The sequence below is a fragment of the Pontivivens ytuae genome (assembly GCF_015679265.1).
Classification (GTDB): Bacteria; Pseudomonadota; Alphaproteobacteria; order Rhodobacterales; family Rhodobacteraceae; genus Pontivivens; species Pontivivens ytuae.
Genome location: NZ_CP064942.1, coordinates 966716 through 991314, shown reverse-complemented (window position 1 = coordinate 991314; position 24599 = coordinate 966716). Strand labels below are relative to the sequence as shown.

Here is a 24599-nt window from a genome sequence, read left to right as displayed (position 1 = left end):
CGAGGCCCCGAATGCCCAACGACACCAAGGCCGCCAAATCCTCCAACGCGATGTGGGGCGGCCGCTTCGCCGACGGCCCCGACGCGATCATGGAGGCGATCAACGCCTCCATCGGGTTCGACCGGCGTCTGGCGAAGCAGGACATCGAGGGCTCGCGCGCCCACGCTGCCATGCTCGCCGCCACCGGCATCCTGACGGATAGCGATGCGGAGGTGATCCGGGAAGGGCTGCTCACGGTCTTGTCAGAGATCGAGGCGGGGGAATTCGCGTTCTCCACCGCCTTGGAAGACATCCACATGAACGTGGAGGCGCGGCTGAAGGAGCTGGTGGGCGAGCCTGCCGGGCGGCTCCACACCGGGCGCTCGCGCAACGACCAGGTGGCGACCGACTTCAAGCTGTGGGTCCGCGATCAGCTCGACGCAATGGATGCGGGGCTGACCGCGCTGATGAAGGTCTTCGTCGCGCAGGCCGAGGCCGGGCCGGACATGGTGATGCCGGGCTTCACCCATCTGCAGACCGCGCAGCCGGTGACCTGGGGCCACCACATGCTGGCCTATGTCGAGATGTTCGCCCGCGACCGCTCCCGCGTCCGCGACGCGCGCGCCCGGATGAACGAAAGCCCGCTGGGGGCCGCAGCCCTCGCCGGCACCGGCTTCGCGATCGATCGGGAGATGACGGCGAGCGCACTCGGCTTCGACCGGCCCACGGCCAACTCTCTCGACGCCGTGTCGGACCGCGATTTCGCGCTGGAGTTCCTGAGCGTGGCCTCCATCTGCGCCATGCACCTCTCCCGCTTCGCCGAGGAGCTGGTGATCTGGTCGTCGGCGCAGTTCCGGTTCGTGACGCTCTCGGACCGCTTCTCCACCGGCTCCTCCATCATGCCGCAGAAGAAGAACCCGGATGCCGCCGAGTTGCTCCGCGCCAAGGTCGGCCGCATCACGGGTGCGCTGATCGCGCTGCTCACGGTGATGAAGGGCCTGCCGCTCGCCTATTCCAAGGACATGCAGGAGGATAAGGAGCAGGTCTTCGACGCGGCGGACTCCATGATGCTGAGCCTCGCCGCGATGACCGGGATGGTCGCGGACCTGAAGCCGAACCCCGAGGCCCTGCGCGCCGCCGCCGCCGCGGGCTTTTCCACCGCGACCGACCTCGCCGACTGGCTGGTGCGCGAGGCGGGGCTGCCGTTCCGCGATGCGCACCATGTGACGGGCGCGCTGGTGAAGATGGCGGAGGATCGGGGCTGCGACCTTGCCGACCTCGCTTTGGAGGACATGCAGAGCGTGAACGACCAGATCACCGAAGGTGTCTTCGACGTGCTGACGGTCGAGGCCTCCGTCGCCTCCCGCATCTCCTATGGCGGCACCGCGCCGGTGCGCGTCCGCGAACAGATCGCCCGCTGGAAGGAGGCGCTCGCATGATCCGTCTGATCCTGATCGCCGCCATCCTGCTCGCCCCCGTCGCCTGCGGGCGCAAGGGCGATCCCGTGCCGCCGCAGCCGGAAACGGAAGCTACGTCCGGCTGAGCACCCGGGTGCGGCCCGCGAGGGTCAGCGCCCAGCCCAGCCCGACGAAGAGCGTGGTGAGCCCCGTCACCCAGATCGCGACGCCGGCCCAGCCGATGTCGCTGGGATCGATGAAGTAGTAGGGGAACCGCCCGTCGATCAGCCCGCGCCCCAGCGCGTAGACCAGATAGGCCATCGGGAACCCGGCCCAGATCACGGCGTCGCGCAGGCCGAGCCCCGCCTTCTCCGCCCGTAACGCCCAGTAGCCGAAGACCGTGAGCGGCACGACCGTGTGCAGCATGTGGTCGGTCCAGAAATCCGGCTGGCTGGGCACGAAGCCCTGGTTGAGCAGCGCGTGATAGACCAGCCCGACAACGCTTATCCAGACCGTTGCCGCCCCGGCGAGCGAGGCGCCCGGGCCGCGCCCGGTCAGCGCCGCATGGGTAAAAATCAGCGCCACCGTCGTGTTGGTGAGAAACGTGAAGTAGCGCGCCTGCGTCCAGATCGCCTCCCCCGGACCCTCCCCGCGCGAGATGCGTAGGGCCGTGTTCGCGATCACCGCCGACCACGCCAGCAAGGCCACGATTGTTTCCGCGCGCATCGGCAATCCCTCCGGTTCGTCTCGCAAAATGCTACCCGCATGGGCATCTGGTGCAAGCGGGCCTCACCGTTTCGTGGCGGCACGCGAGCGCCGTGGACTTGCGACATGGCGACGCTACTCTCGCTTAAGGAGAGAAGGAGAACGCCCGTGATCAAACTGGCCGCTATGACGCTCATCGCCCTGTCCCTGTTGGGCTGCGGCGCCAGCAACGACCTTGGCCGCGACCTCGTGCCGGCGGAGACCTTCTCGCCTGATCCCACGGCGCGAAACGATTGATCGCGGGAACTCCGTCAGGCGGAAGGACGTTCCACTGCCGAACACAAAACGGAGTATCACCATGAAAAAGCTCACCATCCTGATCGTGTCCGCCTTCGTCCTCGCCGCCTGTGCGCAGGGTCCGCTGACCGACGGCGAGACCGTGGACGACGAGGGCATCGCAACTTCGGGGGCGGATGCGCTCACCTTCTGAGCGTCGCTTGAACCTTCGGCGATCTCCCGCTAGGGGACGGCAATTGCCGCCCCGTCCGGGAGATTGCCCATGTCGCCCCTGCGCCTGACCTACCTCGCCCTTGCGATCATCGGCACCGTCCTGCCCATGGCCTATTTCCTGCCGTGGCTGGCCGAGAACGACTGGTCCCTCGCCGCGATGATCGAGGCGTGGAACGTGAGCGACGCCACCACCGGCCTCGTCTACGACCTGACAGTCGCCGCCGCCGCCCTCACCGTCTGGATCATCGCCGAGGTGCGCGTGCGCCGCGACTGGTCCTCGCTCATCGCGATCCCGGCGATCTTCTGCATCGGGGTGAGTTGCGCGCTGCCCCTCTACCTCTTCCTTCGTTCGCGCGGACAGAGCTGACCATGGACCATTTCCTCTATCGCGACGGCATTCTGCATGCCGAGGACGTGCCGGTGCCCGAGATCGTTCGCGCCGTCGGCTCCCCGGTCTATGTGTACTCCACCGCCACGCTGGAGCGTCATTACCGCGTCTTTGCCGAGGCGCTGGCGGGCATGCCGCACCTGATCTGCTACGCGATGAAGGCCAACTCCAACATGGCCGTGCTGCGGGTCATGGCGCGGCTCGGCGCGGGCATGGATGTCGTCTCCATTGGCGAGTACCGCCGCGCGCGGGCCGCTGGCGTTCCGGGCGACAAGATCGTGTTCTCCGGCGTCGGCAAGACCACGGCGGAGATGACCTACGCGCTCGAGAACGGCATCCGCCAGTTCAATGTGGAGAGCGAGCCGGAGCTCGCCCGCCTCTCCGCCGTCGCGACCTCGCTGGGCAAGACCGCGCCGATCACCATCCGCGTGAACCCGGATGTGGACGCACGCACCCACGCCAAGATCGCCACCGGCAAGTCGGAGAACAAGTTCGGCATCCCGATCTCCAAGGCGCGGGAGGTCTATGCCATGGCCGCCGTCCTCGACGGGATCGAGGTGGTGGGCATCGACGTCCATATCGGCTCCCAGCTTACGGAGCTTGAGCCCTACGAGGACGCCTTCAACAAGGTTGCCGCGCTGACGCTTGCGCTGCGCCAGGACGGCCACGACATCCGCCGCCTCGACCTCGGCGGCGGCCTTGGCATCCCCTATCGCCGGGCCAACGAGGCGCCGCCGCTGCCCTTCGACTATGGCGAGGTGATCCGGCGCACGGTCGGCGATCTGGACTGCGAGATCGAGATCGAGCCCGGCCGCCTGATCGCGGGCAATGCGGGGCTCTTGGTCAGCGAGGTGATCTACAACAAGGCGGGCGAGGGGCGGGACTTCCTGATCCTCGATGCCGCGATGAACGACCTGATCCGGCCCGCGATGTACGACGCCTGGCACGACATCGTCCCGGTGATCGAGCCGCGGGCGGGCGTGAATCTGCAGCCCTTCGACGTGGTGGGGCCGGTCTGCGAGAGCGGGGATACCTTTGCGAAGGCCCGCGACCTGCCGGCGCTGGAGGCGGGCGACCTCGTCGCCTTCCGCTCCGCCGGGGCTTACGGCGCGGTCATGTCCTCCGAATACAACTCCCGCCCGCTGATTCCGGAGGTGCTGGTGAGCGGCGACCGCTACCACGTGGTCCGCGCCCGCCCGACCTACGAGGAGATGATCGCGCGCGACACCGTGCCCGACTGGCTGGTCGATGGCTGAGCCGCTCGGCGCGCTGCTGGCAAGGACGCGGCGCGCCGGTGCGCGGCTGGCGGCCTATCCGGAGCGTGCGCCGGTCGACCTCGTCGAGGGCTACCGCGTGCAGGACGACATGGCCGAAGCCATGGGCCGCCCCGTCATCGGCTGGAAGATCGGCCTGACCTCCCACGCCGCGCAGGAGGCGATGGGCGTGGGCGAGCCGATCTGCGGCCCGCTCTTCGACGGCCTCGTCCATGCCTCGCCTGCGCATCTTGTCGTGAGTGCCGACGACCTGCGCGTGCTGGAGGCCGAGATCGCCGTGCGCATGGCGCGGGACCTTCCCCGGACCGACGCCCCCGTCAGCCGCGAAGACGTCACCGCGGCCATCGCGACGGTCCACCCCGCCTTCGAACTCGCGACCAAACGGCTGCCCGGCACGATCCGCGAAAGCGCGCCGTGGATCGCCGCCGACGGCGCGGTGAACCAGCATCTGGTCCTCGGTGAAGGCATCGACTGGCGGCCCGATCTGGACCTCGCGAAGGAACCGGTGGAGGTCGACGCGGGCGACACGACCGTCGCAACCGGCATCGGCGCCAACGCGCTGGGCGATCCGCTCGCCGTGGTCACCTGGCTCGCCAACCACCTTCACGAGCGCGGCCGGACGCTGCGCGCGGGCGATATCGTCTCCACCGGCCTGCTGACGGAGATGATCGTGGCGGCGTTCGGGACGCCCTACACCGCCCGTTTTGCCAATCTCGGCACCGTGACAGTCCAACTCGACCAAGCCTGATCCCGCCCTTGCGTCATCACGTCCGCGCAAGTTGAATGGCTGCGGCCTTGGTCCTGCCCAGCCCCTGCGCTACGCTTCCAGCTAAGTGATGCGCTCGGCCGCGTGTCGCGGGAGGCGTATATGCAGGACAACCACACCGACACCGACAGCATCCGCAGGCAGATCGCCCGGCGGATCTCGCGCACCCGGCTGGTGATCGCCTCCGAACGGGCGGCGCGCGTGTTCTGGCCGGTCTGGACCTTCCTGCTCGCAGTTGTGGCTTTTGTAGGTTTCGGCGGGGCTAACCTCGTAAACAGCTGGGCCCCCTGGCCTGCCATTCTGGTGGTGCTGATCGCAGGGGGACTCTTCGGCCTCGGCGCCGCCCGTTTCCGCTGGCCGGACCGCAATGACGCCGCCCTTCGCCTCGATCTGGAAGGGGAAGGCCGTCCGCTCGCGACCCTCGACGATCGCCCGGCCGAGGAGCCGACCTCCGCCCAACGTGCCGTGTGGGAGGCGCACCGCCGCCGCGCCTTCGAGCGGGCCAGTGAGCGTGAGGTACCGCCCGCCGACCTGCGCGTCGCGCGGCAGGACCCGCTCGCACTCCGCCTGCTCGCAGCCACCGCCTGTGTCGCCGCGCTGCTCTTCGTCCGCGGCGGCGATGCCGATCCCGGCGCCCTGATCGGCGGTGGCCCCGCCGTCGCCGCCGGCCCGGCTTTCGAGGCCTGGGCCACGCCGCCCGGCTATACCGGCGCCCCCACCCTCTACCTGACCGAGCGCGCCGGCGAGGCCGCAGCGATCGCATTGCCCGCCGGGACCGAGATCGTGATGCGCGCCTATGGCGACGACTTCACGCTGGAGGAAACGCTGAGCGCCGCGGGCAACACCCCGCTCACCAGCCTCGCCCCCGGCCTCGCCGATGCGAGCTTCACGGTGGAGCAGGGCGGCCGCATGAGCCTGCGCCGCGGCCGGTCCGAGCTTGCGAGCTGGACTTTCACCGTGGATGGCGACCTCTCCCCCACCATCCGCTTCGACGGGGAGATCGCGCGCGCGCAGGCGGGGGCCACCGAAGTGCCCTTCGCTGCCACCGACGATTACGAGGTCGCGCGGGCCGAGATGACCGTGACCCTCGACCTCGATGCCGTCGACCGTCGCTACGGCCTCGCCGCCGAGCCCATGGCGCGCGAGCCGCTCGTCGTCGACCTGCCGCTGCCCGCACGCGTCGTTGGGCAGGAGCTGACCGAGATCATGGTGCAGGACTTCTCCACCCATCCCTTCGCCGCGATGCCGGTGCAGGTGCATCTCACGGTCTATGACGGGGCCGAGCAGTCGGGTCGCAGTGAGACGCGGGAGCTCGAACTGCCCCGCCGCTCCTTCTTCGACCCGCTGGCCCGCGCCATCGTCGAGCAGCGCCGTGATCTCCTCTGGGCGCCGGAGGAGAACGCCCGCCGCGTCAGCCAGGTTCTGCGCGCCGTCTCCTACCGGCCCGAGGAGCTTGAGGTGCCGTCCGGCGCCTTCCTGCAACTGCGCACCGCGATCCGTGCGCTCGACGCCGCGCGGGACGAAGGCACGGTACTCGACCGCACCGACGAGATCGCCGAGCAGCTCTGGGCCACCGCCCTCTCCATCGAGGATGGTCGCCTCGCCGATGCCGCCGCCGCCCTGCGACGCGCCCAGGAACGCCTCAGCCAGGCACTGGAGGAAGGCGCGAGCGACGAGGAAATCGCGGAGCTGATGCAGGAGCTGCGCGAGGCCATGCAGGACTACATGCGCCAGATGGCCGAGGCGCTGCAGGACAATCCGGAGGCACAGCAGCGCGCCGAGCAGTCCATGGAAAACGGCATGACCATGAGCCAGCAGGACCTGCAGGACCTGCTCGACCGCATCCAGGAACTCTCCGAACAGGGGGACCGGGACGAGGCGCAGCGTCTCCTCGATCAGCTCGCCCAGATGATGGAGAACATGACCATGGCCCTCAACGGCCAGGGGCAGGGCGAGGGCCAGCCCGGCGGTCCGGGTGAGGGCGGCACCCCGCAGGAGGGCGTGCAGGATCTCCTCCGCCAGCAGCAGGAGCTCGCCGACCGCTCGTTCGAGGAGCTGCAGCGCCAGTTCCGCGAGGGGATGGGGCAGGGCCAGGGTCAGCAAGGCCAGCAGGGTCAGCAACAGGGCACGCCGAGCCAGCCGGAAGGCGGCCCGGGCGGTCAGGGCCAGGGTCAACAGGGCCTCCAGGGCCTCGCCGAAACGCAGGAGGCGCTGCGCCGCCTGCTCGACGAGCTGGGCGAGGGCCTGCCGGGCAACGGCAGCCGCGACGCGCTGGACGAGGCCGAGCGCGAGATGGCCGACTCCCGCGATGCACTGCAGCGCGAGGATGGCCGCGGCGCACTCGACAGCCAGGCGGAAGCCATGGAGTCGCTGCGCGAGACCCTTCGCCAGCTTGATCAGGAGACCGAGGCGAACCCCTCCCCGAACCAGGGCGATGTCGCCGCCGAATCCGGGGAGAACGGCGATGCCCGCGACCCGCTGGGCCGGCCGACCGCCAATGGCCGTGCGCTCGATGGCGAGGGCGAGATGGTGCCGGATGTCGGCCCGCTCGGCTCCGTTCAGGACCTGATGGACGAGATCCGCCGCCGCTCCGCCGAGCAGGACCGACCGGCGGAAGAGCGCGAATACCTGCGCCGCCTGCTCGATCGGTTCTGAGGCGCGCAACGAAAAACGGCCCGCCGGGGCGGGCCGTTCTGCATCCGTCAGTTAAGAGAGATCAGCCGGAAGTCGGTCCTGCGGCGCCGCCCGTCAGCCCGCGATAAGTGTCGCTGATCGACAGCCGCAGCGCGTCGACGCTGCTGGCATAGGCGTCAAGCACCGGCGCGGCCGGTGGAACCGCGGCCGACAGGCTCGGCGCGATCATGTAGACGACGGCGAGCACGACGAAGAGCATGATCGCGACGGCAAAGCCCAGCACCCCGCGGCCCCGTGCGGGCACATCGTCTGCGGCGATGGCGGCGGCGGAAATCTCGGTATCGACGGTGTCCGGTTCCTGCTCCGGCAGGGCAGTGGCCTCGGAGGCACCCGGGCGCTTGGGCCGCGGACGGCGGGAGAGGGGCACGACGCGGTCGTCGTCGCCTGCCTCCGTCGCAGCCTCGCTACCCGGACGCGGCGGACGCTCGCGGCGTGGACGGCGCGGTGCCGCCGGCATCTCCTCGACCGTGTTCTCGCTCTCAGTCGTCTCGGGCTGCGCGTCGTCGCTGTCGATCAGGCGGCGCAGGTCGGCCATGACGTTCGGATCGCTCTCGGCCGTCTCCGCCTCGGTGGGCGCGTCGTCCTGCGGCTCGACCTCGGCGCTGGCTGCGGCCTCCTCCTGCTCGCGCTGCGCGGCGCGAGCGGCCCGGCGGGCGGCGCGACGGGCGCGCATCGCCTCGAAGGCGGCGTCGGCGCTCTGTCGCACGCTGCTCTCGGGCTGCGGCACGGGCGGGATCGACATACCGTCGGTGGTGTCCTCGCCCTCCGGCGTGCGCGGCGCGTCCTCGCTGGCGTCATCCGATGCTTCGGCGGTGAGCTCCTCGGAAGGCTCCTCCTGCGCCACGGCGGCCACATCGTCCTGTTGCTCGAAAGCCTCATCCGACGCGGCATCTTCGGTGTCGTCCGCGCGCGGAGCGTCATCTTCCGTCTCCGCCACCTCTTCCGAGGCGAAAGACGGGGCTTCAACGTCCTCCTGCGGCGCCTCTTCGACAGCCTCCGCCGTCTCTTCCGAAGCTTCGTCCTTCGTCACCGGCCGGGCAAGCAGCTCGCGCAGCACGTTGGCGTCGAAGGCGGGCTGACCGCTCGTCTCTTCCGCAACCGGTGCAGCCTCGGCCTCGACCACCGGCTCTTCGGCGGCGGGCGGCGGCGTCTCCTCGACAACCTGTTCCGGTTCAACGACTTGCGCGGCTTCCTCCGCCACAACCTCGGGCGGGCTGACGTGCCAGCTATTGCCGCAGTTCCCGCATTCGACCTTCCGACCCCGCGCCGGGATGGCGCTGTCGGGCACCTCGTATTGCGTGGCGCAGTTCGGACAGATCAGCCGCATGTTCGTTGTCCCCTCCCCTCGGTCCGCGCACGTGCGCGGCGCGGTCATTCAACCCCTAAACGACCGGTCGGGGAAATCTAGCGCGCAAATCGCACAGTGCCTAGAGCCGAAGAGATTGTGACCTTCGTGCCGATCTGCGATGGTCCCGCCGGGGGCAACAAGAAGAAACGGGGCAGCCGTGATCGAATTCGAAGAGGCGGGCTTCAGCTACGGTCAGGACCGGATCCTGTCGGGGCTCACGCTGCAGGTGACGCCGGGCTCGTTCCACTTCCTCACCGGGCCGTCGGGCGCGGGAAAGACCACCTTCCTCAAGATGTGCTACCTCGCGCTGCGGCCGAGCGAGGGGCGGATGCTGAGCTTCGGGCGGGATGCGGCCGGCATGGACCGGGACGACATCGCGCGCCAGCGGCAGCGCATGGGCGTGATGCACCAGAACTGCCAGTTCCTCGACCACCTGAGCCTGCGCGACAACATCATGTTGCCCTTGCGCGTCAGTGGCCGTGCGGATGGCAACAGTGACCAGGACCTCGACGACCTCCTGAAATGGGTGGGGTTGGAGCATCGCGCGACCGCCCTGCCGCCGGAGCTTTCGGGCGGCGAGCGTCAGCGGGCGGCGCTGGCCCGCGCCATCATCGTCGCCCCCGACGTGATCGTCGCGGACGAGCCCACGGGCAACCTCGACTGGGCGATGGCGGAGAAGGTGCTGCGCCTCCTCGTCGAGCTCAACCGGCTCGGCAAGGCAATCCTGATCGCGACCCACGACCTCAACCTGATCCGCGCGGCGAAGGCCGACGTGAACGCCCGCGTGCTGCGCCTCGCCAAGGGGCGGATGACCGTCGCGGGGACCGACCTGTGAGCGCCCTGCGCCCGGCCGCAAAGGCGGAGAACATCGTCCCGCCCTCGGGCTTCACCGCCTGGCTCGTCAGCGCCACGGCCATCGCGATGGCAGCCCTCGCGGTTGCGGCGCTGGCAGCGTCCCTTGCCGCGGGCCGGCTTGCGGAGCGCTGGTCGGCGGAGCTCGCCCGCTCCTCCACCATCACGGTTCTCGCGAGCGCGCCGGACATGGACGCGCAGGCTGAGGCGGCGCTTGCGGCTGCCGAGACGACGCCCGGCATCATCGCGGCGCGGCTCCTCACGCGGGAGGAACAGGCGGATCTGCTCACACCCTGGCTCGGCACCTCGCTCACCCTCGACGTGCTGCCGCTGCCCCGCATCATTGTGATGGAGGAGAGCGAGGCCGGCCCGGATATGGAGAGCCTGCGCCTGCGCCTCGCCGGGGAAGCGCCCGATGCGGTGCTTGACGACCATACGCGCTGGCGGCGGCCGATGGTGTCCGCCGCGCGGCGGCTCGGGGTCTTCGCCCTCGGCGCGCTGGTGCTGATCCTTGCTGCGACCGCCACGATGATCACGCTCGCCGCACAGGCAGCATTGGCCGCTAACGCCCAGCTCATCCGCACGCTGCGGCTGATCGGGGCTCAGGACCGCTACATCGCCCGCGCCTTCGTCCGCCGCTTCACCCTGCGCGCAGGTGCAGGCGCCGTGATTGGCACCGGTCTCGCCGCCCTCGGCCTCGCGCTGATGCCCGACGTGGCGCGCGAGGCGGCCTTCGTCACGCGGCTCGGACCGGAGGGCGCGGAATGGGCGCTCTTCCTCACCATCCCCTTGATCGCGGCGCTGACCGCGTTTATCGCGACGCGCATGGCGGCCTTCGCCATGCTGCGCCGTCTCGAGGATGGCTGAGGACCCCCGATGCTGCTGATCCGATCGCTGATCTTTTCCTTCGCCATGTATGTCGTGATGGCCGTCATGGGCCTCATCGGCGCGATCCCCGCGGTGCTGTCGCGCGACGCGGCCTACTGGTTCATGTCTCGCTACTGCTACGTCGTCTTCTGGCTCGCCCGGAACCTCATCGGCCTGCGGGTCGAGATCCGCGGGGCGGTGCCCCAGGGGGCGTGCATCGTCGCGTCCAAGCACCAGAGCTTCCTCGACATCATCATGATGATGGGCACGCTGCCGCGCCCGAAATTCGTGATGAAGAGCTCGGTGAAGTGGACCCCCATCGTCGGCTTCTACGCGATGCAGATCGGCTGCGCGCCGGTCAATCGCGGGGAGAAGGGGGCGATGGGCAAGATGGTCGAGGATGTGGGCCAGAAGCTCGATGAACCCGGGCAGGTGGTGATCTACCCGCAAGGGACCCGCGTCGCGCCGGGCCAGGTCGCCCGCTACAAGCGGGGGGCCGCGGCGCTCTACGAGGCCTACGGGCTTCCTTGCGTGCCCGCGGCGACCAATGCGGGGCTCTTCTGGGGCCGCAACTCGGTGCTGCGCCGGCCCGGTGTCGCGGTCGTGGAGTTCCTGCCGGAGATCCCGCCGGGCCTCGACCATGCGGAGTTCATGGCGCGGCTCGAAGCCGAGATCGAACCGGCGTCCGACGCCCTTCTGCCCGACCCGGCCTGAGCTGGGAGGCGCCTCCGGCGGGCGTACTTGGCGAGAGTGATCGAGCAGGCGCCTAGAGCGCCGTACCGCCCATCTCCAGGAACTTGCGGCGGCGGTCGGCGACGATGGTCTTGGCGTCCTTGCCGCTCAGCTCCTTGAGCATCGCGCCGATCGCGCGGCCGACACCGGCGATTGCCTGCTCTCGGTCGCGCTGCGCGCCGCCCATCGGCTCCTCGATGATGCGGTCGATGACGCCGAGCTTCTTGAGGTCCTGCGCGGTAAGCCGCAGCGCCTCGGCCGCCTCGCGCATCTTCTCCGCGTCCTTCCAGAGGATCGAGGCGCAGCCTTCGGGTGAGATCACGGAGTAGATCGAGTGCTCCAGCATCGCGACCCGGTCCGCGGTGGCAAAGGCGACGGCACCGCCCGAGCCGCCCTCGCCGATGACGACGGAGACGAGGGGCACGCCGATCTGCAGGCATTTCTCGGTGGAGCGGGCGATGGCCTCGGACTGGCCGCGCTCCTCCGCCCCCTTGCCGGGATAGGCGCCGGGCGTGTCCACCAGCGTGATCACCGGCAGGCCGAAGCGGTCGGCGAGGTCCATCAGGCGCACCGCCTTGCGATAGCCCTCAGGCCGCGCCATGCCGAAGTTGCGCGCGATCCGCGTGGCTGTGTCGTGCCCCTTCTCCTGCCCGATCACCACCACCGGCTTGTCCTCGAACCGGGCGAGGCCACCCATCACCGCGTGGTCATCCGCGAAGTTCCGGTCGCCCGCAAGTGCCGTGTACTCGGTGAAGAGCGTGTCGATGTAGTCCTTGCAGTGCGGGCGGTTGGGGTGGCGGGCCACCTGCGCCTTCCGCCATGGGGTCAGGCCCTTGTAGAGCTCTTCGAGCAGGCCCTTGGCCTTGGCGTCGAGCGCGCTCGCCTCCTCATCGACCTTCATCTCCGGGTCCTGGCGGGCGAGGGCGCGCAGTTCCTCGGCCTTGCCCTCAATCTCGGCCAGCCCCTTTTCGAAGTCGAGATAGTTCTGCATGTCGCCCCGCTCGTTCACGTCCGCCGCGATATAGGCCTTCCGCTACGGGAATTGCAATTCTTCGAGATAGCTGACAAAGTCAGGTAAATCGGAGGAGCCATGCTGGACACCATCGACACCATCCGCGCCTTCAACCGCAGCTGGACCCGGCGCATCGGCCTGCTGGAGGAGAGCCTCGCGCGCTCCGGCTACTCCCTGCCGGAGATGCGGGTGCTCTACGAGGTGGGCGCGATGGGCGGGCCGCAGGCGGCACAGATCGGGGCGGCGCTCGGGCTCGACAGTGCGTATCTCACCCGGATCGTGGCGCGGCTGAAGGCCGACGGGCTGGTGGAGACGCGGCCCGATCCCGCGGACGGGCGGGCGCGGCTCCTCTCCATGACCGCGGCGGGCGAGGCCGCGATGGACGGGTTCATCGCGGTTCAGCGCGCCGCGATGGAAGAGGTGCTGGAGCCGCTGAGCCCCGCCGCGCGAACTGCACTCGCCGATCATCTTGCGGGCGTGGATGCGTTGCTGGCGCCGGCGGGTCAGGTCGCGCTGCGGCCGCCCGAACTCGGCGACCTCGGCTGGATCGTGGAGCGCCACGGCACCGTGCAGGCCGCCGAACTCGGCTGGGGATCGCGCTTCGAAGCACTGGTCGCGCAGATCGTCGGCGACTTCGGCAGCGGCCACGACCCGGAGCGCGAGCGGCTCTGGATCGCCCACGATGGCCCCCGCCGCCTCGGCTGTGTGTTCTGCGTGCAGACCGACGATCCGGAGCTCGCCAAGCTCCGCCTGCTCTATGTCGATCCTGAGGCCCGCGGCCGCGGCGTCGGCGGGATGCTGTTGGACGAATGCCTCCGCTTCGCCCGCGCCGCCGGTTACACCCGCATCACCCTCTGGACCCAGCCGGAACTGGACGCCGCCCGCCGCCTCTACGCCGCCCGTGGCTTCGAGCTGGTCGAGAGCTTCCCCCACGCCGAGTTCGGCATCCCGCTCATGGGCGAGCGGTGGGTGCGCTCCCTCAACTGAGCAAGATTTGCGAAGCGGCCCCGTGCCATGCACTCTCCACGGAACGAGGACCGGAGGGCCGATGCAGAGCTACGAGGACCGCATCCTGCGCGTCGTGGACCACATCCACGACAACCCCACGGGCGACCTGTCGCTCGACGCGCTCGCGGATGTGGCGGCCATGTCGCGCTTTCACTGGCACCGCATCTACCAGGCGATGACCGGCGAGACGCTGGCCCAGACCGTCCGGCGGATGCGGCTGCACCGTGCCGCCTGCTGGCTGGTCCAGCGCGACTGGCCGATCGCGGAGGTGGCGAAGCGCGCGGGCTACCCGAACCTGCAGAGCTTCACCCGCACCTTCGGCGAGGCCTACGGCATGTCCCCCGGCGCGTTCCGGCAACGCGGTGAGCTGCGCTCGCCGCTCCAGCAACCGGACAGAGGAGACTATCCCGTGCATCCCGTTGATATCGCCGAGGTCCCGCCCCGGCGCCTCGCCGCTGTGCCTCACAAGGGCGCCTACATGGAGATCGGCAAGGCTTTCGAGAAGGTGGGCAACATCTTCACCGCCCGTGAGCTCTGGCCCCACGCCCGCGGCATGGTCGGCGTCTACCACGACGACGTGACCGCGGTGCCGGAGGCCGAGCTGAACTCCCATGCCGGGGTCGTGGTCGAGGACGGCTTCGAGATGCCCGACGTGCTCGAGGACCTGCGCCTCGCGCCGGGGCGCACCGCCGTCATGCACTACAAGGGTCCCTATGCGGGCCTGCGCGCGGCCTACGACTACCTCTACGGCGTCTGGCTGCCGAAGAGCGGAGAGGTGCCCGGCGATGCGCCCCCCTTCGAGGTCTATCTCAACTCGCCGATGGACACGCCGCCCGAAGAGCTGCTCACGGATGTCTGCGTCCCGCTGAAGTGATCGCACCCGTCTCCTTGTCGTTCTCTCACTTTAGAATTATTCTAATCTGAGACCGGCAAGGAGACATGTCATGAGCGGCATCACCCAGCCCTGCGAGCGGGAGGATTGCCCCCGCCGCGCCGAGGGAACACCCTCGGAAAAGGAACGCGAATTCGTCCTCGTCTATGTGCAGCCCGGCCTTGCGGGGCTGATGGACGGCTCGATCTCGACCCTCGCGCCGATCTTCGCGGCGGCCTTCGCGACGCAGGACACCTGGCAGACCTTCCTCATCGGGCTCGCCGCCTCGCTGGGGGCCGGGATCTCCATGGGCTTCACCGAGGCTGCAGCGGATGACGGCGTGGTCACGGGCCGCGGCTCGCCGATCAAGCGGGGTATCGCGACGGGGGTGATGACGACCGTTGGCGGGCTCGGCCACGCGCTGCCCTACCTGATCCCCGACTTCTGGATCGCCACCTGGACGGCGATCGCCGTGGTCTTCGTCGAGCTCTGGGCGATCGTCTACATCCAGAACCGCTGGATGAAGACCCCGTGGAAGCGCGCGACGATCCAGGTCGTGCTCGGCGGTGCCATCGTCGTCGCGGTGGGCATGGGGATCGGGCAGGGATAGCGATGGAGATCGAGACCGCGTACCGCCCTGGCCTCATAGCTGAGATCCTGCAGCTGCACATGGACTACTACGCACCGGTCTGGGGGCTCGGTTCGACCTTCGAAGCGTATCAGGCCCGCAATCTCGGCGACTTCCTCGCGCAGTATGACGCGAACCGCGATCTGATCGCGACCGTCAGGCACGAAGGGCGGCTTGCGGCGAGCATGGTGGTCGATCTGACCGAGCCCGATGCCGGGCAACTCCGCTGGTTCATCATCAACGACGCCCTGCGCGGGCGTGGTCTGGGGCGAACGCTGATGGAGCAGGCCTGCGCGCATCTCGACGGCAGCGGCGTGGTACGTGCTTGGCTGAGCACCTATCGGGGGCTCGATGCGGCGCTGCACCTCTATGGCCGGTTCGGTTTCGTCCGGCTCTCGGAAGAGCCGGATCCTTGGGGTAGCGATCTGCGCTATCAGGTCTGGGAACGGGTGAGGCCCACAGCGGGCTAGCCCGCGATCATCTCGGCCTGCTTCACGATGACCTCCGCTTGGCGGATCGAGGCGAGGTCGACGAGGCGGCCCTTGTAGACCGCGGCGCCCTGGCCGGACTTCTCCGCCTCCTCCATCGCGGCGAGGATCTCGCGCGCCTCGGTCACTTGGGCGTCGGAGGGCGTGAAGACCTCGTTGGCGAGCGCCACCTGCTTGGGGTGGATCGCCCACTTGCCGACCATGCCGAGCGTGGCGGAGCGCTTGGCCTGCGCCGTGAAGCCCTCGTCGTCGGAGAAGTCGCCGAAGGGCCCGTCCACCGGCAGCAGGCCGTGGGTGCGGCAAGCGGCGACGATGGCCACGATCGGCGCGTGCCACGGGTCGCCCCAGTGCTGCGCGCGGTCGGGCGTGACCATGTAGTAGTTCTCCTGCGTGCCGCCGATCCCCGTGGTCTGCATCCCCATGGAGGCGGCGTAGTCCGCGGCGCCGAGGCTCATCGCCTGCATCCGGGGGGAGGCGGCCGCGATCTCCTCGACATGGGCGAGGCCAGCGGCGGTCTCGATGATGACCTCGAAGCCGACACGCTTCGTCCGGCCCTTCGCCATTTCCACGGCGCTGGCCAGCGCATCGACGGCGTAGATGTCGCCTGCATTGCCGACCTTGGGGATCATGAAGCGGTCGATCCGGTCGCCTGCCTGCTCCAACACATCGACCACGTCCCGATACCAGTACGGCGTGTCTAGACCGTTAATGCGCACCGACAACGTCTTGTTGCCCCAGTCGATATCGTTGACCGCTTCGATCACGTTCTTGCGCGCGCCGTCCTTGTCGGACGGGCTCACCGAATCCTCCAGGTCGAGGTTGATCACGTCGGCGGCGGAGGCGGCCATCTTCTCGAAGATCGCGGGGCGCGAGCCGGGGCCGAAGAGCTGGCAGCGGTTCGGAACGGCGGGGGCCTGCGGCTGGACCTTGAAGGACATGGGATCTCCGTCGCGTAAGGAAGTTTCGCGGATTGCGGCTCAATCGCTATTTCGTTGCGCAGTCTGCGTCAAGCGGAATGCTGCGGGTGCGAAGGTTAACGCCGAGAGCGGCGTATGATTTGCGTATGACATGCGTGCACAGGTCGTACGACATCGTGGTGTACCGTGGAGAGGTTAGCGGTGCTTCCTGAGCTTTCCCCCTCCCCAACCCTCCCCCGAAGCGGGGGAGGGGGCTGTTGCGCAGGTGGGAGGCGGTCGGCGTCGGGCATGGGTTGCGCTCCGGCGCGGGCGGGGCTATCTCCACAACTGAGAGGTTGGCGCGGGCAGGCGCCTCGCCAACCCGGTCAGGTCCGGAAGGAAGCAGCCGTAACGAGCCCCGCTTGGGTCGTTGTCCAGCCTCTCACCCATCCACGATGAAGACCGGTCTGCCATGTCCCCTGTTCGTTTGATTGTGCGGGGCGCGACCGCTCTCGTCCTCCTGCTCCTCGGCATGATGCTCTATCAGGAACGGATGCTGCCGGTGGCCGTCGCCGATGTCGCGGCGACACCCGGCGTCTTCACCGAAGAGCGGCTGCCGCGGCCCATGAGCTTCGGCAGGCAGGGCACGACCTATGTAGAGCGGGACCAGGGCCAGCGGACCTTCGAGACCGACGGCGTCACCTGGCACATGCTCGATTTCGGCGGCAGCCTCACGCCCCGGCCTGCGGTCGTGCTGTTTCACGGCGCGGGGCGCACAGGCCTGTCGCAACTCGACATGTGGCGCGCGGTGGCCCGGCAGCACCGGCTGGTGCTGATCGCGCCGGATGCGGATGGCGGCTGGTCGATCCGGCAGCACGGGGCCGGTGCCGTGGCGCGCATACTGGAGGCGGCAGGCGCCGAGGCGCGGATCGACTCCGAGCAGATCTTCCTCTTCGGGCACAGCGCCGGCGGGATCCATGCCCAGACGCTCGCCAACGGGACGGACGGCCCCTGGCAGGCCGTCGCCGTCCATGCCGGAACCCTGCCGCAGAGGCGCATCCGGGCGAAGGAAGGCGCGCCGGACCTGCTCCTGATCCTGGGCACCGAGGATCTCAACTTCCCGCTCGACGATGGCCGTGCCTCCGCCCGGGCGCTGGCCGAGGCGGGGCACGACGTTCTGTTCCGTCCCGTGCTGGGGCACGATCACTGGTTCTACGCGATCGGCCCCTCGATCGCCGCGACGGCGTGGGACTGGTTCGCAGAGCGCGGCTAGGCGTTCTCCAACACGCTGTCGGGATGCGCCTCGGCCCAGTCGGCGAGCAGGCTTTCCATCTCCTCCGTCCCCGCATCGGTGATGTCGCTGCGATGCAGTGGCGAGCCCGCCTCCAGCACCAGCCGCGCACAGGTCAGGTGATCGCGCCGCGCGCGGGCCGGTGCGTTGTCGGAGCCGTGGATGACGGTGCCCAGCAGGTTGCCGCCATACATGTTCTTGTATTCGAGGTCGGGGTCGAAGGTGAGGAGCCACGCGACTTCGTCGGCCAGCCCCTCCCACCCCGCGATGTGGATGGCGGACATGTCCTGCTCGTCCCGCCAGTCCGGATCGATGCCGAGGGCGACGAGGCGCTTGGCGTGCTCCAGCCGTCCCTCGAACCCGAAGAGGCGGGTGAGGATGCAGTGGATGTCGGCACTCAGCGCCTCCTCCGTCACGCGCCCGCGCGGTGCGCCGTCGGCGGCCTGGGCGAGGAGCGTCTCGACGGGGTCGAGCGGGGTGGCCTGGCCGTGCGCCTCCAGCACCCGTGCTACGGCGTGATTGCCCATGATCCGGGCCTGGGCGTAGGCGGTGTGCTCGCGGTAGGGCACGGTGCCGTCCGCGCCGTGGTCGATCAGCAGCTCCGCGACCTCGGCGGAGCACATGCGCCGCGCGGCCTGATGGAGGGCGGGGATCACCGCGGGCGGCTCACAGGAGGGATGCTCCGCGATCCCCTCGTTCGGATCGGCCCCGGCCTCGAGCAGCAGGCGCACGCCCTCGGCATTGTCGAAGTCCAGCATCCGGGGCAGGGCATTGGTGCCCGCGATGGTCACGCCGTGCTCCAGCAGCAGCCGCACCCCGTCGAGATGGCCGAGCTCCGTCGCGTGATAGAGCGACTCGTTGTCGTCCGGCGTCGCCCCATGCTCCAGCAGCCAGCGGGCGAGCGGCAGGTTGTCCGCGTGCCCCAGCGCGCCGTAGAGGGCGGAGAGGCGATGCTCCGCGCCCTGCTGGAACGGATAGCTCGCGTTCACGTCGGCGCCGTGGGCGACCAGCGTTTCGGCGATCGCGAGCATCGCCTCCCGCTTCTCCGGCGCCCGCTGGTGGTGGCGGGAGAAGGTGAGGTGCAGGATCGGCTCCCGCGGCCCGGCGACGAGGCGGGTCGCGGCCTGCGGATCGCGGGCCAGCATGCCGCCCACGCCCTCCAGATCATAGAGCGCACAGGCAAGGCCCAGATTGGCCCGCGCCAGCGTCGGATCGGCGGCGAGCAGGCTGTCGACCCGCGGATGGTTGCCGAGATAGAGCGCATATTTCAGCGCCTCCTCCCGCGCCGCGCGGTCCATGGAGGCGGTTTCGGCGGCGAGCACGAGTGCCGGCCAACTCTCGTGGCTATGGTCCTGCGCGATGACGTGCAGGGCGTCGGCGTGGCGGGGCGTGCCCTTGGCGACGGCTTCCAGACGCGCCGCGGCGGCGGCGTCCCCGGCGCGGGCGGCCCGCAGCAAAGCCTTGGCATCTCGGCGCAAACGGTTCGGATCGAGGGTCATGACGGGGTCTCCTGACATCGGCCCGGCGATCCGTTGAGGCGGGCATCAGGTCAACCCGAGGGTGCTGATCGTATGTCAGGGGTGCGCGCGGCGCTGTCCACGGATCGGGCGGCCGCCCCGGTCGGCCTCTTTCAGCCTACGCCCGGGGCCGCGTTCCGCGCAAGTCTCAGACCGAGCGGCGGGCGTTCAGCGCCGCCGTGATCGTCCCGTCGTCGAGATAGTCGAGCTCGCCGCCCACCGGCACGCCCTGCGCCAGCGAGGTCACGCGCACGCCGCGCCCCTCCAGCATGTCGGCGATGTAATGAGCGGTGGTCTGCCCGTCGACGGTGGCGCCGAGGGCGAGGATCAGTTCCTCCACCCCGTCCTGCTCGACGCGGGCGGCGAGGCGCGGCAGGTTCAGATCCTCCGGCCCGATGCCGTCCAGGGCCGAGAGTGTGCCGCCCAGCACGTGGTAGCGGCCCTTGAAGACCTGCGCCCGCTCCATCGCCCAGAGATCGGCGACGTCCTCTACGATACAAATCGTCCGCCCGTCCCGCTTGGGATCGAGGCAGATGTCGCATTTCTCGCCCGTGCCGACATTGCCGCAGATGAGGCACTCGCGCACGCTCGCGGCCACCTCCGCCATGGCCCCGGCCAGCGGCTCCAGCAGCACCTTGCGCTTCTGCACCAGAGCCAACGCTGCCCGGCGGGCGGAGCGCGGCCCCAGCCCCGGCAGCCGCGCCATCAGCGCGATCAGCTCGTCGAGCGCCCCGCTCACTTCATCTGTCCCCAAATATCCCCGCCGGAGGCATGGCGCTATGCCACCCGCCGCACGATGACCGAGCCGACGGAGTAGCCCGCGCCGAAGGAGCAGATCACGCCCAGGTCGCCATCCTCCAGATCGTCGGAATACTTCGAAAACGCGATGATCGACCCCGCCGAGGAGGTGTTCGCGTAGTCTTGCAGGATGTTCGGCTGCTCCTCCCGCGTCGGCTCGCGGCCCATGACCTTCTTCCCGATCAGGTCGTTCATCGACTTGTTGGCCTGGTGCAGCCACATGCGCTTGACCTGATCCGGCGCGATGTCGTTGTCCGCGAGGTGCCTGGTCATCAGCTCGGCCACGATCGGGACCACCTGCTTGAAGACCTTGCGGCCCTCCTGCACGAACTGCATGTCGCGCCGGTCCTCCATCCCGTGGGGGCGGGTGCGGCGCAGGAAGCCGTTATTGTTGCGGATGTTGTTGGAGAACTGGGTGAGCAGCCGCGTGTCGAGAATGTCGTAATGCGGGCCCTTCGCGTCCTCCGCCCGCTCGACCACCACGGCGGTGCAGACATCGCCGAAGATGAAGTGGCAGTCGCGATCGCGCCATTCCAGGTGGCCGGACGTGATCTCCGGGTTCACCATCAGCACCCGGCGGGCGGAGCCCGAGCGGATCATGTCCGCGGCCTGCTGCAGCCCGAAGGTGGCGGAGGAGCAGGCGACGTTCATGTCGAAGGCGAAGCCGCCCTCGATGCCGAGCTCCTGCTGGATCTCCACGGCCATCGCCGGGTAGGCCCGCTCCATGTTGGAGGCGGCACAGATCACCGCGTCGATGTCCTTCGCCTCGATCCCCGCCTGCGCCAGCGCGTCGCCCGCGGCCTTCACCGCGATCTCGGCCATGAGGGAGGGCTCATCATCGGAGCGTTCGCGGAAGCGGGGGAACATCCGCGCGGGGTCGAGCACGCCGTCCTTGTTCAGGACATAGCGCTGCTCGATGCCGGAGGCGGCGAAGATGAACTCGGCGTTCGAATGGGTCTTGGCCTCGACCTCACCGGCCGCAATCGCCTCGGCATGTTCTTCGTTGTAGCGGTCCGCATAGGCGTTGAACGCCGCGACCAGCTCGTCATTGGTGATGATCTCTGACGGGGTGAAGACCCCGGACCCGGTAATCGCGGGCTGATGCATAGGTTCCCCTCGTCTTTTTTCTGTCACGACACTATTGCCCGAACGATCGAAGGGCCAGAGGGGTTCGGGGCCGTTTTGATGGGACGTTCGGGAACGGCGCGGCCGTGACCCGCGCCCACCGTCCCGGCCGAAGCGCCGGGACCGCCGGCGTCCTGCTTCGAGAGTGGTCGTCCTGTTTCGAGCGACCCCGGATCAAGTCCGGGGCGGTTGCGATCCAGTTCTACCATCCCGGCCGGAGAGCCGGGACCGTAAGCCAACTCCTTCGAGCCTGCTCACTTCGTAGAGCGCGGACCCGCATCGGGTTCGGGGCGGGCGCGAAGCCGCCCTTCAGAACGGCAGCTTCATGCCCGGCGGCAGGGGCAGGCCGTCGGTGACCTTCGCCATCTCTTCCTGCGCGCGGGCCTGCGCCTTTTCCTGCGCGTCCTTCACGGCGGCGACGATCAGGTCCTCGACCACCTCGCGCTCCTTGGGCTTGAAGAGCTCGTCGGCGATGGTGAGCCCCACGAGGTCGCCCTTCGCTGTCGCCCGCGCGCGGACGAGACCGGCGCCCGCCTCGCCCTCGACCTCGATCGTGTCGAGGGCGGCCTGCGCCTCCTGCATCTTCTCCTGCATTTCCTGGGCCTGCTTCATGAGCTTGCCCATGTCGCCCAGACCGCCGAGACCCTTGAACATCGCGCGCTCCCTTGTTTCGCTGTCGGGATGACAGATACGCCTGCGGGGCGGGAGGGACAAGCGATGGAGGAGCGGGAGGCCCGCGCCTTGCTCGACGATCTGATCGCGCAACTCGATGCGGAGGAAGGCGCCAACGCGGATGCCCGCGATGTGGTGGTGCTCGACCAGCAGTCGGTGGGGCGCCTCAGCCGGATGGACGCGCTGCAGGGCCAGGCGATGGCGAAGGCCCAGGCGGCCCGCCGCGCCGCGCGCCGCCGCGGGATCGAGGCGGCAATCGCCCGGCTTAAGGACGGCACGTTCGGCTGGTGCGAGGCCTGCGGCGACGAGATCCCCGAAGCCCGTCTCCGCCTCAACCCCACCGCCACCCGCTGTGTCGGTTGCGCGGGCTGACCGGCCTCCGGCGGGGATATTGGAAGAAGAGAGAGCGCCCGATCGGCGCTTTCCAGCTTGTCCAAATATCCCGGGGATGAATGGCCGTCAGGCCAGAAGGGGCAGCGCCCCTTAGACCCCACCCGATTTGGCGCAGAACCGAACCAAAACCGGGGGCGGTGTCATGGACCTGTCGTGAGCGCGCACGATATACCAAAAGCATGACCCAGGCCGATTTCCTCAATTCCACCGCCTCCGATCCGGTCGAGCTTCCGGGCTTCGATCCGGCGGGCCCGCAGCGCTTCTTCAACCGGGAGCTGTCGTGGCTCGCCTTCAACTGGCGGGTGCTGGAAGAGGCGCAGAACCCGGCCGTTCCGCTGTTGGAGCGGGTGCGGTTCCTGTCGATCTCGGGCTCCAATCTCGACGAATTCTACACCGTGCGCGTCGCGGGCCTGCGCGGGCTCGTGCGCGGCGGCGTGGTCAAGCCCTCGGCCGACGGGCTGACCCCGGCCGAGCAGCTCGACCAGATCGACGCGGATGCGCGTGCGCTGATGCTGCGCCAGCAGGACTGCTGGGCGGAGCTGCGGCAGGAGCTCGCGCGCGAGGATATCTGCGTTGTCGGTCCCGGCGACCTGACCAAGGCGGATGCGGAGCGGCTGGAGCAGGTCTTCATGGACCAGGTCTTCCCGGTCCTGACGCCGCTCGCCATCGACCCTGCGCACCCCTTCCCGTTCATCCCGTCCGCCGGGTTCGCCATGGCGCTGCAGCTCAAGCGCCGCAAGGACGGCGCCCCACTGGAGGCCCTGCTGCCGGTGCCGAGCCAGGTCGACCGCTTCATCCGGCTGGAGGGCGGGCGCCCCGGCATCACCCGCTTCCTGCCGCTGGAGGGGCTGCTGGAGCTGTTCCTCGACCGGCTGTTCCCGGGCTACGAGACGGCGGGCCTCTGCACCTTCCGCGTGCTGCGCGACAGCGACCTGGAGGTGGAGGAAGAGGCCGAGGACCTCGTGCGTGAGTTCGAAAGCGCGCTCAAGCGCCGCCGCCGCGGCGAGGTGATCCGCCTCAAGATCTCCGCCGATGCACCCGCCGATCTGCGCGCCATGGTGATCGAGGAGCTGGGCGCCAGCGGCGAGGAGGTGATCGAGATCGAGGGCGTGATCGGCATCTCCGACCTCAGCGAGCTCGTGATCTCCGAGCGGCCCGAACTGCTGTGGCCCGCCTACAAGCCGCGCATGCCCGAGCGGGTGCAGGACCACGAGGGCGACATTTTCGCCGCCGTCCGACAGAAGGACATGCTGCTGCATCATCCTTACGAGACCTTCGACACGGTCGTCGACTTCATCCGGCAGGCGGCGCGCGACCCGGACGTGCTGGCGATCAAGCAGACGCTCTATCGCACGTCGAAGAACTCGCCGATCGTGCAGGCGCTGTGCGAGGCGGCGGAGGACGGGAAGTCCGTCACAGCACTGGTCGAGCTCAAGGCCCGCTTCGACGAGGCGGCGAACATCCGGCTGTCGCGGCAGCTCGAACGCGCCGGGGCGCAGGTCGTCTACGGTTTCATTGACTGGAAGACGCACGCCAAGATCTCCACCGTCGTGCGGCGCGAGGGGGGCGAGCTTGTCACCTACTCTCACTTCGGGACGGGCAACTATCATCCGATCACGGCGAATTTCTACACCGACCTCAGCCTCTTTACCTGCGACAAGCCGCTGGGCCGCGATGCGACGAAGGTCTTCAACTACGTCTCCGGCTACGCGATGCCCGAGGGGTTGGAGAACCTGCACATCTCCCCCCACAGCCTGAAGAGCCATATCCTCGAGAGCCTGGAAGCGGAGATCGCCCATGCGAAGGCCGGGCGGCCCGCGGCGGTCTGGGCCAAGGTGAACTCCCTGATCGAGCCCGACGTGATCGATGCGCTCTATGCCGCGAGCCAGGCGGGCGTGCAGGTCGACCTCGTGGTCCGCGGCATCTGCGGCGTGCGCCCCGGCGTGAAGGGGTTGAGCGAGACCATCCGGGTGAAGTCGGTGGTGGGCCGCTTCCTCGAGCACTCGCGCATCGCCTGCTTTGGCAACGGCCACGGCCTGCCGTCGGAGGAGGCGCGGGTCTACATCTCCTCTGCCGACTGGATGGGCCGCAACCTCAATCGGCGGGTGGAGACGCTGGTGGAGATCACCAACCCCACTGTCCACGCGCAGATCGTCGATCAGGTGATGGCGGCGAACCTCGCCGACGAGGCGCAGACCTGGGTGCTGCGCCCGGACGGCACCTATGTGCGCCCCGGCGCGCCGGAAGGGGAGGAGGCGTTCAACTGCCACCGCTTCTTCATGGAGAACCCGTCCCTCTCGGGCCGCGGCCGCGCCGGCAAACAGGACGCGCCGCGTCTGACAAAGCAGACGGTAGCGCCGGTCGAGGCGACGGGCTGAGCGGGCCAGG

General features: G+C 69.2%; 24 protein-coding genes, 1 other RNA gene and 1 pseudogene. 18 read left to right on the top strand and 8 right to left on the bottom strand.

What is annotated here, in order from left to right:
• The first annotated feature begins 11 nt into the window (after positions 1-11).
• Positions 12-1418: an argininosuccinate lyase gene (gene argH / locus I0K15_RS04680; protein WP_196104247.1), complete on the top strand. Its 1407-nt coding sequence runs from the start codon at positions 12-14 to the stop codon at positions 1416-1418.
• A 90-nt stretch (positions 1419-1508) separates the two neighbouring features.
• On the opposite strand, the gene I0K15_RS04675 is transcribed toward argH, so the two are convergent.
• Complete coding sequence (locus I0K15_RS04675) at positions 1509-2102, bottom strand: Pr6Pr family membrane protein (RefSeq protein ID WP_196104246.1); 594 nt, start codon at positions 2100-2102, stop codon at positions 1509-1511.
• A gap of 147 nt (positions 2103-2249) precedes the next feature.
• Here I0K15_RS04675 and I0K15_RS21155 point away from each other — a divergent pair, with 147 nt between their 5' ends.
• From I0K15_RS21155 to I0K15_RS04655, 6 genes are all read left to right on the top strand, one after another.
• Positions 2250-2378 (top strand): hypothetical protein, encoded by a 129-nt coding sequence (locus I0K15_RS21155; protein WP_277882910.1) that lies wholly within the window; start codon positions 2250-2252, stop codon positions 2376-2378.
• Positions 2379-2439: 61 nt separating this feature from the next.
• Positions 2440-2571, top strand: coding sequence for a lipoprotein (locus tag I0K15_RS21150; RefSeq protein ID WP_277882909.1), 132 nt, complete (start codon positions 2440-2442; stop codon positions 2569-2571).
• Positions 2572-2640: 69 nt separating this feature from the next.
• Positions 2641-2958, top strand: a complete 318-nt coding sequence (locus tag I0K15_RS04670; protein ID WP_196104245.1) for a DUF2834 domain-containing protein — start codon at positions 2641-2643, stop codon at positions 2956-2958.
• 2 nt (positions 2959-2960) lie between these two features.
• Positions 2961-4235: a diaminopimelate decarboxylase gene (gene lysA / locus I0K15_RS04665; protein ID WP_196104244.1), complete on the top strand. Its 1275-nt coding sequence runs from the start codon at positions 2961-2963 to the stop codon at positions 4233-4235.
• The gene (locus I0K15_RS04660) at positions 4228-5001 is read left to right on the top strand and encodes a 2-keto-4-pentenoate hydratase (RefSeq protein ID WP_196104243.1); all 774 of its coding nucleotides are present in this window, start codon (positions 4228-4230) and stop codon (positions 4999-5001) included. Before lysA ends, I0K15_RS04660 begins: the two co-directional genes overlap by 8 nt.
• Before the next feature lie 120 nt (positions 5002-5121).
• Positions 5122-7674, top strand: coding sequence for a TIGR02302 family protein (locus I0K15_RS04655; RefSeq protein ID WP_196104242.1), 2553 nt, complete (start codon positions 5122-5124; stop codon positions 7672-7674).
• 61 nt (positions 7675-7735) lie between these two features.
• Here the strand turns inward: I0K15_RS04655 and I0K15_RS04650 are convergent, their stop codons facing one another.
• A complete protein-coding gene (locus tag I0K15_RS04650; RefSeq protein WP_196104241.1) occupies positions 7736-9040 on the bottom strand; it encodes a zinc-ribbon domain-containing protein in 1305 nt (434 codons plus the stop codon).
• 178 nt (positions 9041-9218) lie between these two features.
• Between I0K15_RS04650 and I0K15_RS04645 the strand changes: the two genes are divergently transcribed.
• Genes I0K15_RS04645 through I0K15_RS04635 form a run of 3 tightly spaced genes read left to right on the top strand, consistent with a single transcriptional unit; the run spans position 9219 to position 11494 of the window.
• Positions 9219-9896, top strand: a complete 678-nt coding sequence (locus I0K15_RS04645; RefSeq protein ID WP_230374292.1) for a cell division ATP-binding protein FtsE — start codon at positions 9219-9221, stop codon at positions 9894-9896.
• Positions 9893-10780 carry a cell division protein FtsX gene (locus I0K15_RS04640; protein ID WP_196104239.1) on the top strand — a complete coding sequence of 296 codons (888 nt, stop codon included), beginning with the start codon at positions 9893-9895 and terminating at the stop codon, positions 10778-10780. Before I0K15_RS04645 ends, I0K15_RS04640 begins: the two co-directional genes overlap by 4 nt.
• A 9-nt stretch (positions 10781-10789) precedes the next feature.
• Positions 10790-11494, top strand: a complete 705-nt coding sequence (locus I0K15_RS04635; RefSeq protein ID WP_196104238.1) for a lysophospholipid acyltransferase family protein — start codon at positions 10790-10792, stop codon at positions 11492-11494.
• 52 nt (positions 11495-11546) lie between these two features.
• Here the strand turns inward: I0K15_RS04635 and I0K15_RS04630 are convergent, their stop codons facing one another.
• Positions 11547-12503 (bottom strand): acetyl-CoA carboxylase carboxyltransferase subunit alpha, encoded by a 957-nt coding sequence (locus I0K15_RS04630; RefSeq protein ID WP_196105368.1) that lies wholly within the window; start codon positions 12501-12503, stop codon positions 11547-11549.
• A gap of 99 nt (positions 12504-12602) precedes the next feature.
• On the opposite strand from I0K15_RS04630, the gene I0K15_RS04625 reads away from it, so the two are divergent.
• From I0K15_RS04625 to I0K15_RS04610, 4 genes and pseudogenes are all read left to right on the top strand, one after another.
• Positions 12603-13511, top strand: a complete 909-nt coding sequence (locus I0K15_RS04625) for a bifunctional helix-turn-helix transcriptional regulator/GNAT family N-acetyltransferase (RefSeq protein WP_196104237.1) — start codon at positions 12603-12605, stop codon at positions 13509-13511.
• Positions 13512-13572: 61 nt separating this feature from the next.
• Complete coding sequence (locus I0K15_RS04620) at positions 13573-14406, top strand: AraC family transcriptional regulator (RefSeq protein WP_196104236.1); 834 nt, start codon at positions 13573-13575, stop codon at positions 14404-14406.
• 145 nt (positions 14407-14551) lie between these two features.
• Positions 14552-15013: pseudogene (locus I0K15_RS04615) on the top strand (VIT1/CCC1 transporter family protein); the annotation flags it as partial.
• Positions 15014-15015: 2 nt separating this feature from the next.
• Positions 15016-15501, top strand: a complete 486-nt coding sequence (locus I0K15_RS04610) for a GNAT family N-acetyltransferase (protein WP_196104235.1) — start codon at positions 15016-15018, stop codon at positions 15499-15501.
• On the opposite strand, the gene I0K15_RS04605 is transcribed toward I0K15_RS04610, so the two are convergent.
• Entirely contained in the window at positions 15498-16457 is a 960-nt protein-coding gene (locus I0K15_RS04605) for an HpcH/HpaI aldolase/citrate lyase family protein (RefSeq protein WP_196104234.1), read from the bottom strand. The two genes, I0K15_RS04610 and I0K15_RS04605, sit on opposite strands and share 4 nt — an antisense overlap.
• Positions 16458-16765: 308 nt before the next feature.
• Here I0K15_RS04605 and ffs point away from each other — a divergent pair.
• Positions 16766-16862: signal recognition particle sRNA small type (ffs, locus tag I0K15_RS04600), an RNA gene on the top strand.
• 25 nt (positions 16863-16887) lie between these two features.
• A complete protein-coding gene (locus I0K15_RS04595; protein ID WP_196104233.1) occupies positions 16888-17688 on the top strand; it encodes an alpha/beta hydrolase family protein in 801 nt (266 codons plus the stop codon).
• On the opposite strand, the gene I0K15_RS04590 is transcribed toward I0K15_RS04595, so the two are convergent.
• The 4 genes from I0K15_RS04590 to I0K15_RS04575 all read right to left on the bottom strand — a co-directional run bounded on the left by I0K15_RS04590 (position 17685) and on the right by I0K15_RS04575 (position 21800).
• Positions 17685-19205, bottom strand: a complete 1521-nt coding sequence (locus I0K15_RS04590; RefSeq protein WP_196104232.1) for an ankyrin repeat domain-containing protein — start codon at positions 19203-19205, stop codon at positions 17685-17687. The genes I0K15_RS04595 and I0K15_RS04590 overlap by 4 nt on opposite strands.
• Before the next feature lie 166 nt (positions 19206-19371).
• A complete protein-coding gene (gene recR / locus I0K15_RS04585; protein WP_230374385.1) occupies positions 19372-19929 on the bottom strand; it encodes a recombination mediator RecR in 558 nt (185 codons plus the stop codon).
• A 71-nt stretch (positions 19930-20000) separates the two neighbouring features.
• Positions 20001-21128 carry a beta-ketoacyl-ACP synthase III gene (locus tag I0K15_RS04580; RefSeq protein ID WP_196104230.1) on the bottom strand — a complete coding sequence of 376 codons (1128 nt, stop codon included), beginning with the start codon at positions 21126-21128 and terminating at the stop codon, positions 20001-20003.
• Positions 21129-21455: 327 nt separating this feature from the next.
• Positions 21456-21800: a YbaB/EbfC family nucleoid-associated protein gene (locus I0K15_RS04575; RefSeq protein WP_196104229.1), complete on the bottom strand. Its 345-nt coding sequence runs from the start codon at positions 21798-21800 to the stop codon at positions 21456-21458.
• Positions 21801-21827: 27 nt separating this feature from the next.
• Between I0K15_RS04575 and I0K15_RS04570 the strand changes: the two genes are divergently transcribed.
• Positions 21828-22190: a TraR/DksA family transcriptional regulator gene (locus I0K15_RS04570; RefSeq protein WP_230374291.1), complete on the top strand. Its 363-nt coding sequence runs from the start codon at positions 21828-21830 to the stop codon at positions 22188-22190.
• Positions 22191-22390: 200 nt separating this feature from the next.
• A complete protein-coding gene (locus I0K15_RS04565; RefSeq protein WP_196104228.1) occupies positions 22391-24589 on the top strand; it encodes an RNA degradosome polyphosphate kinase in 2199 nt (732 codons plus the stop codon).
• The last annotated feature ends 10 nt before the right edge of the window (positions 24590-24599 follow it).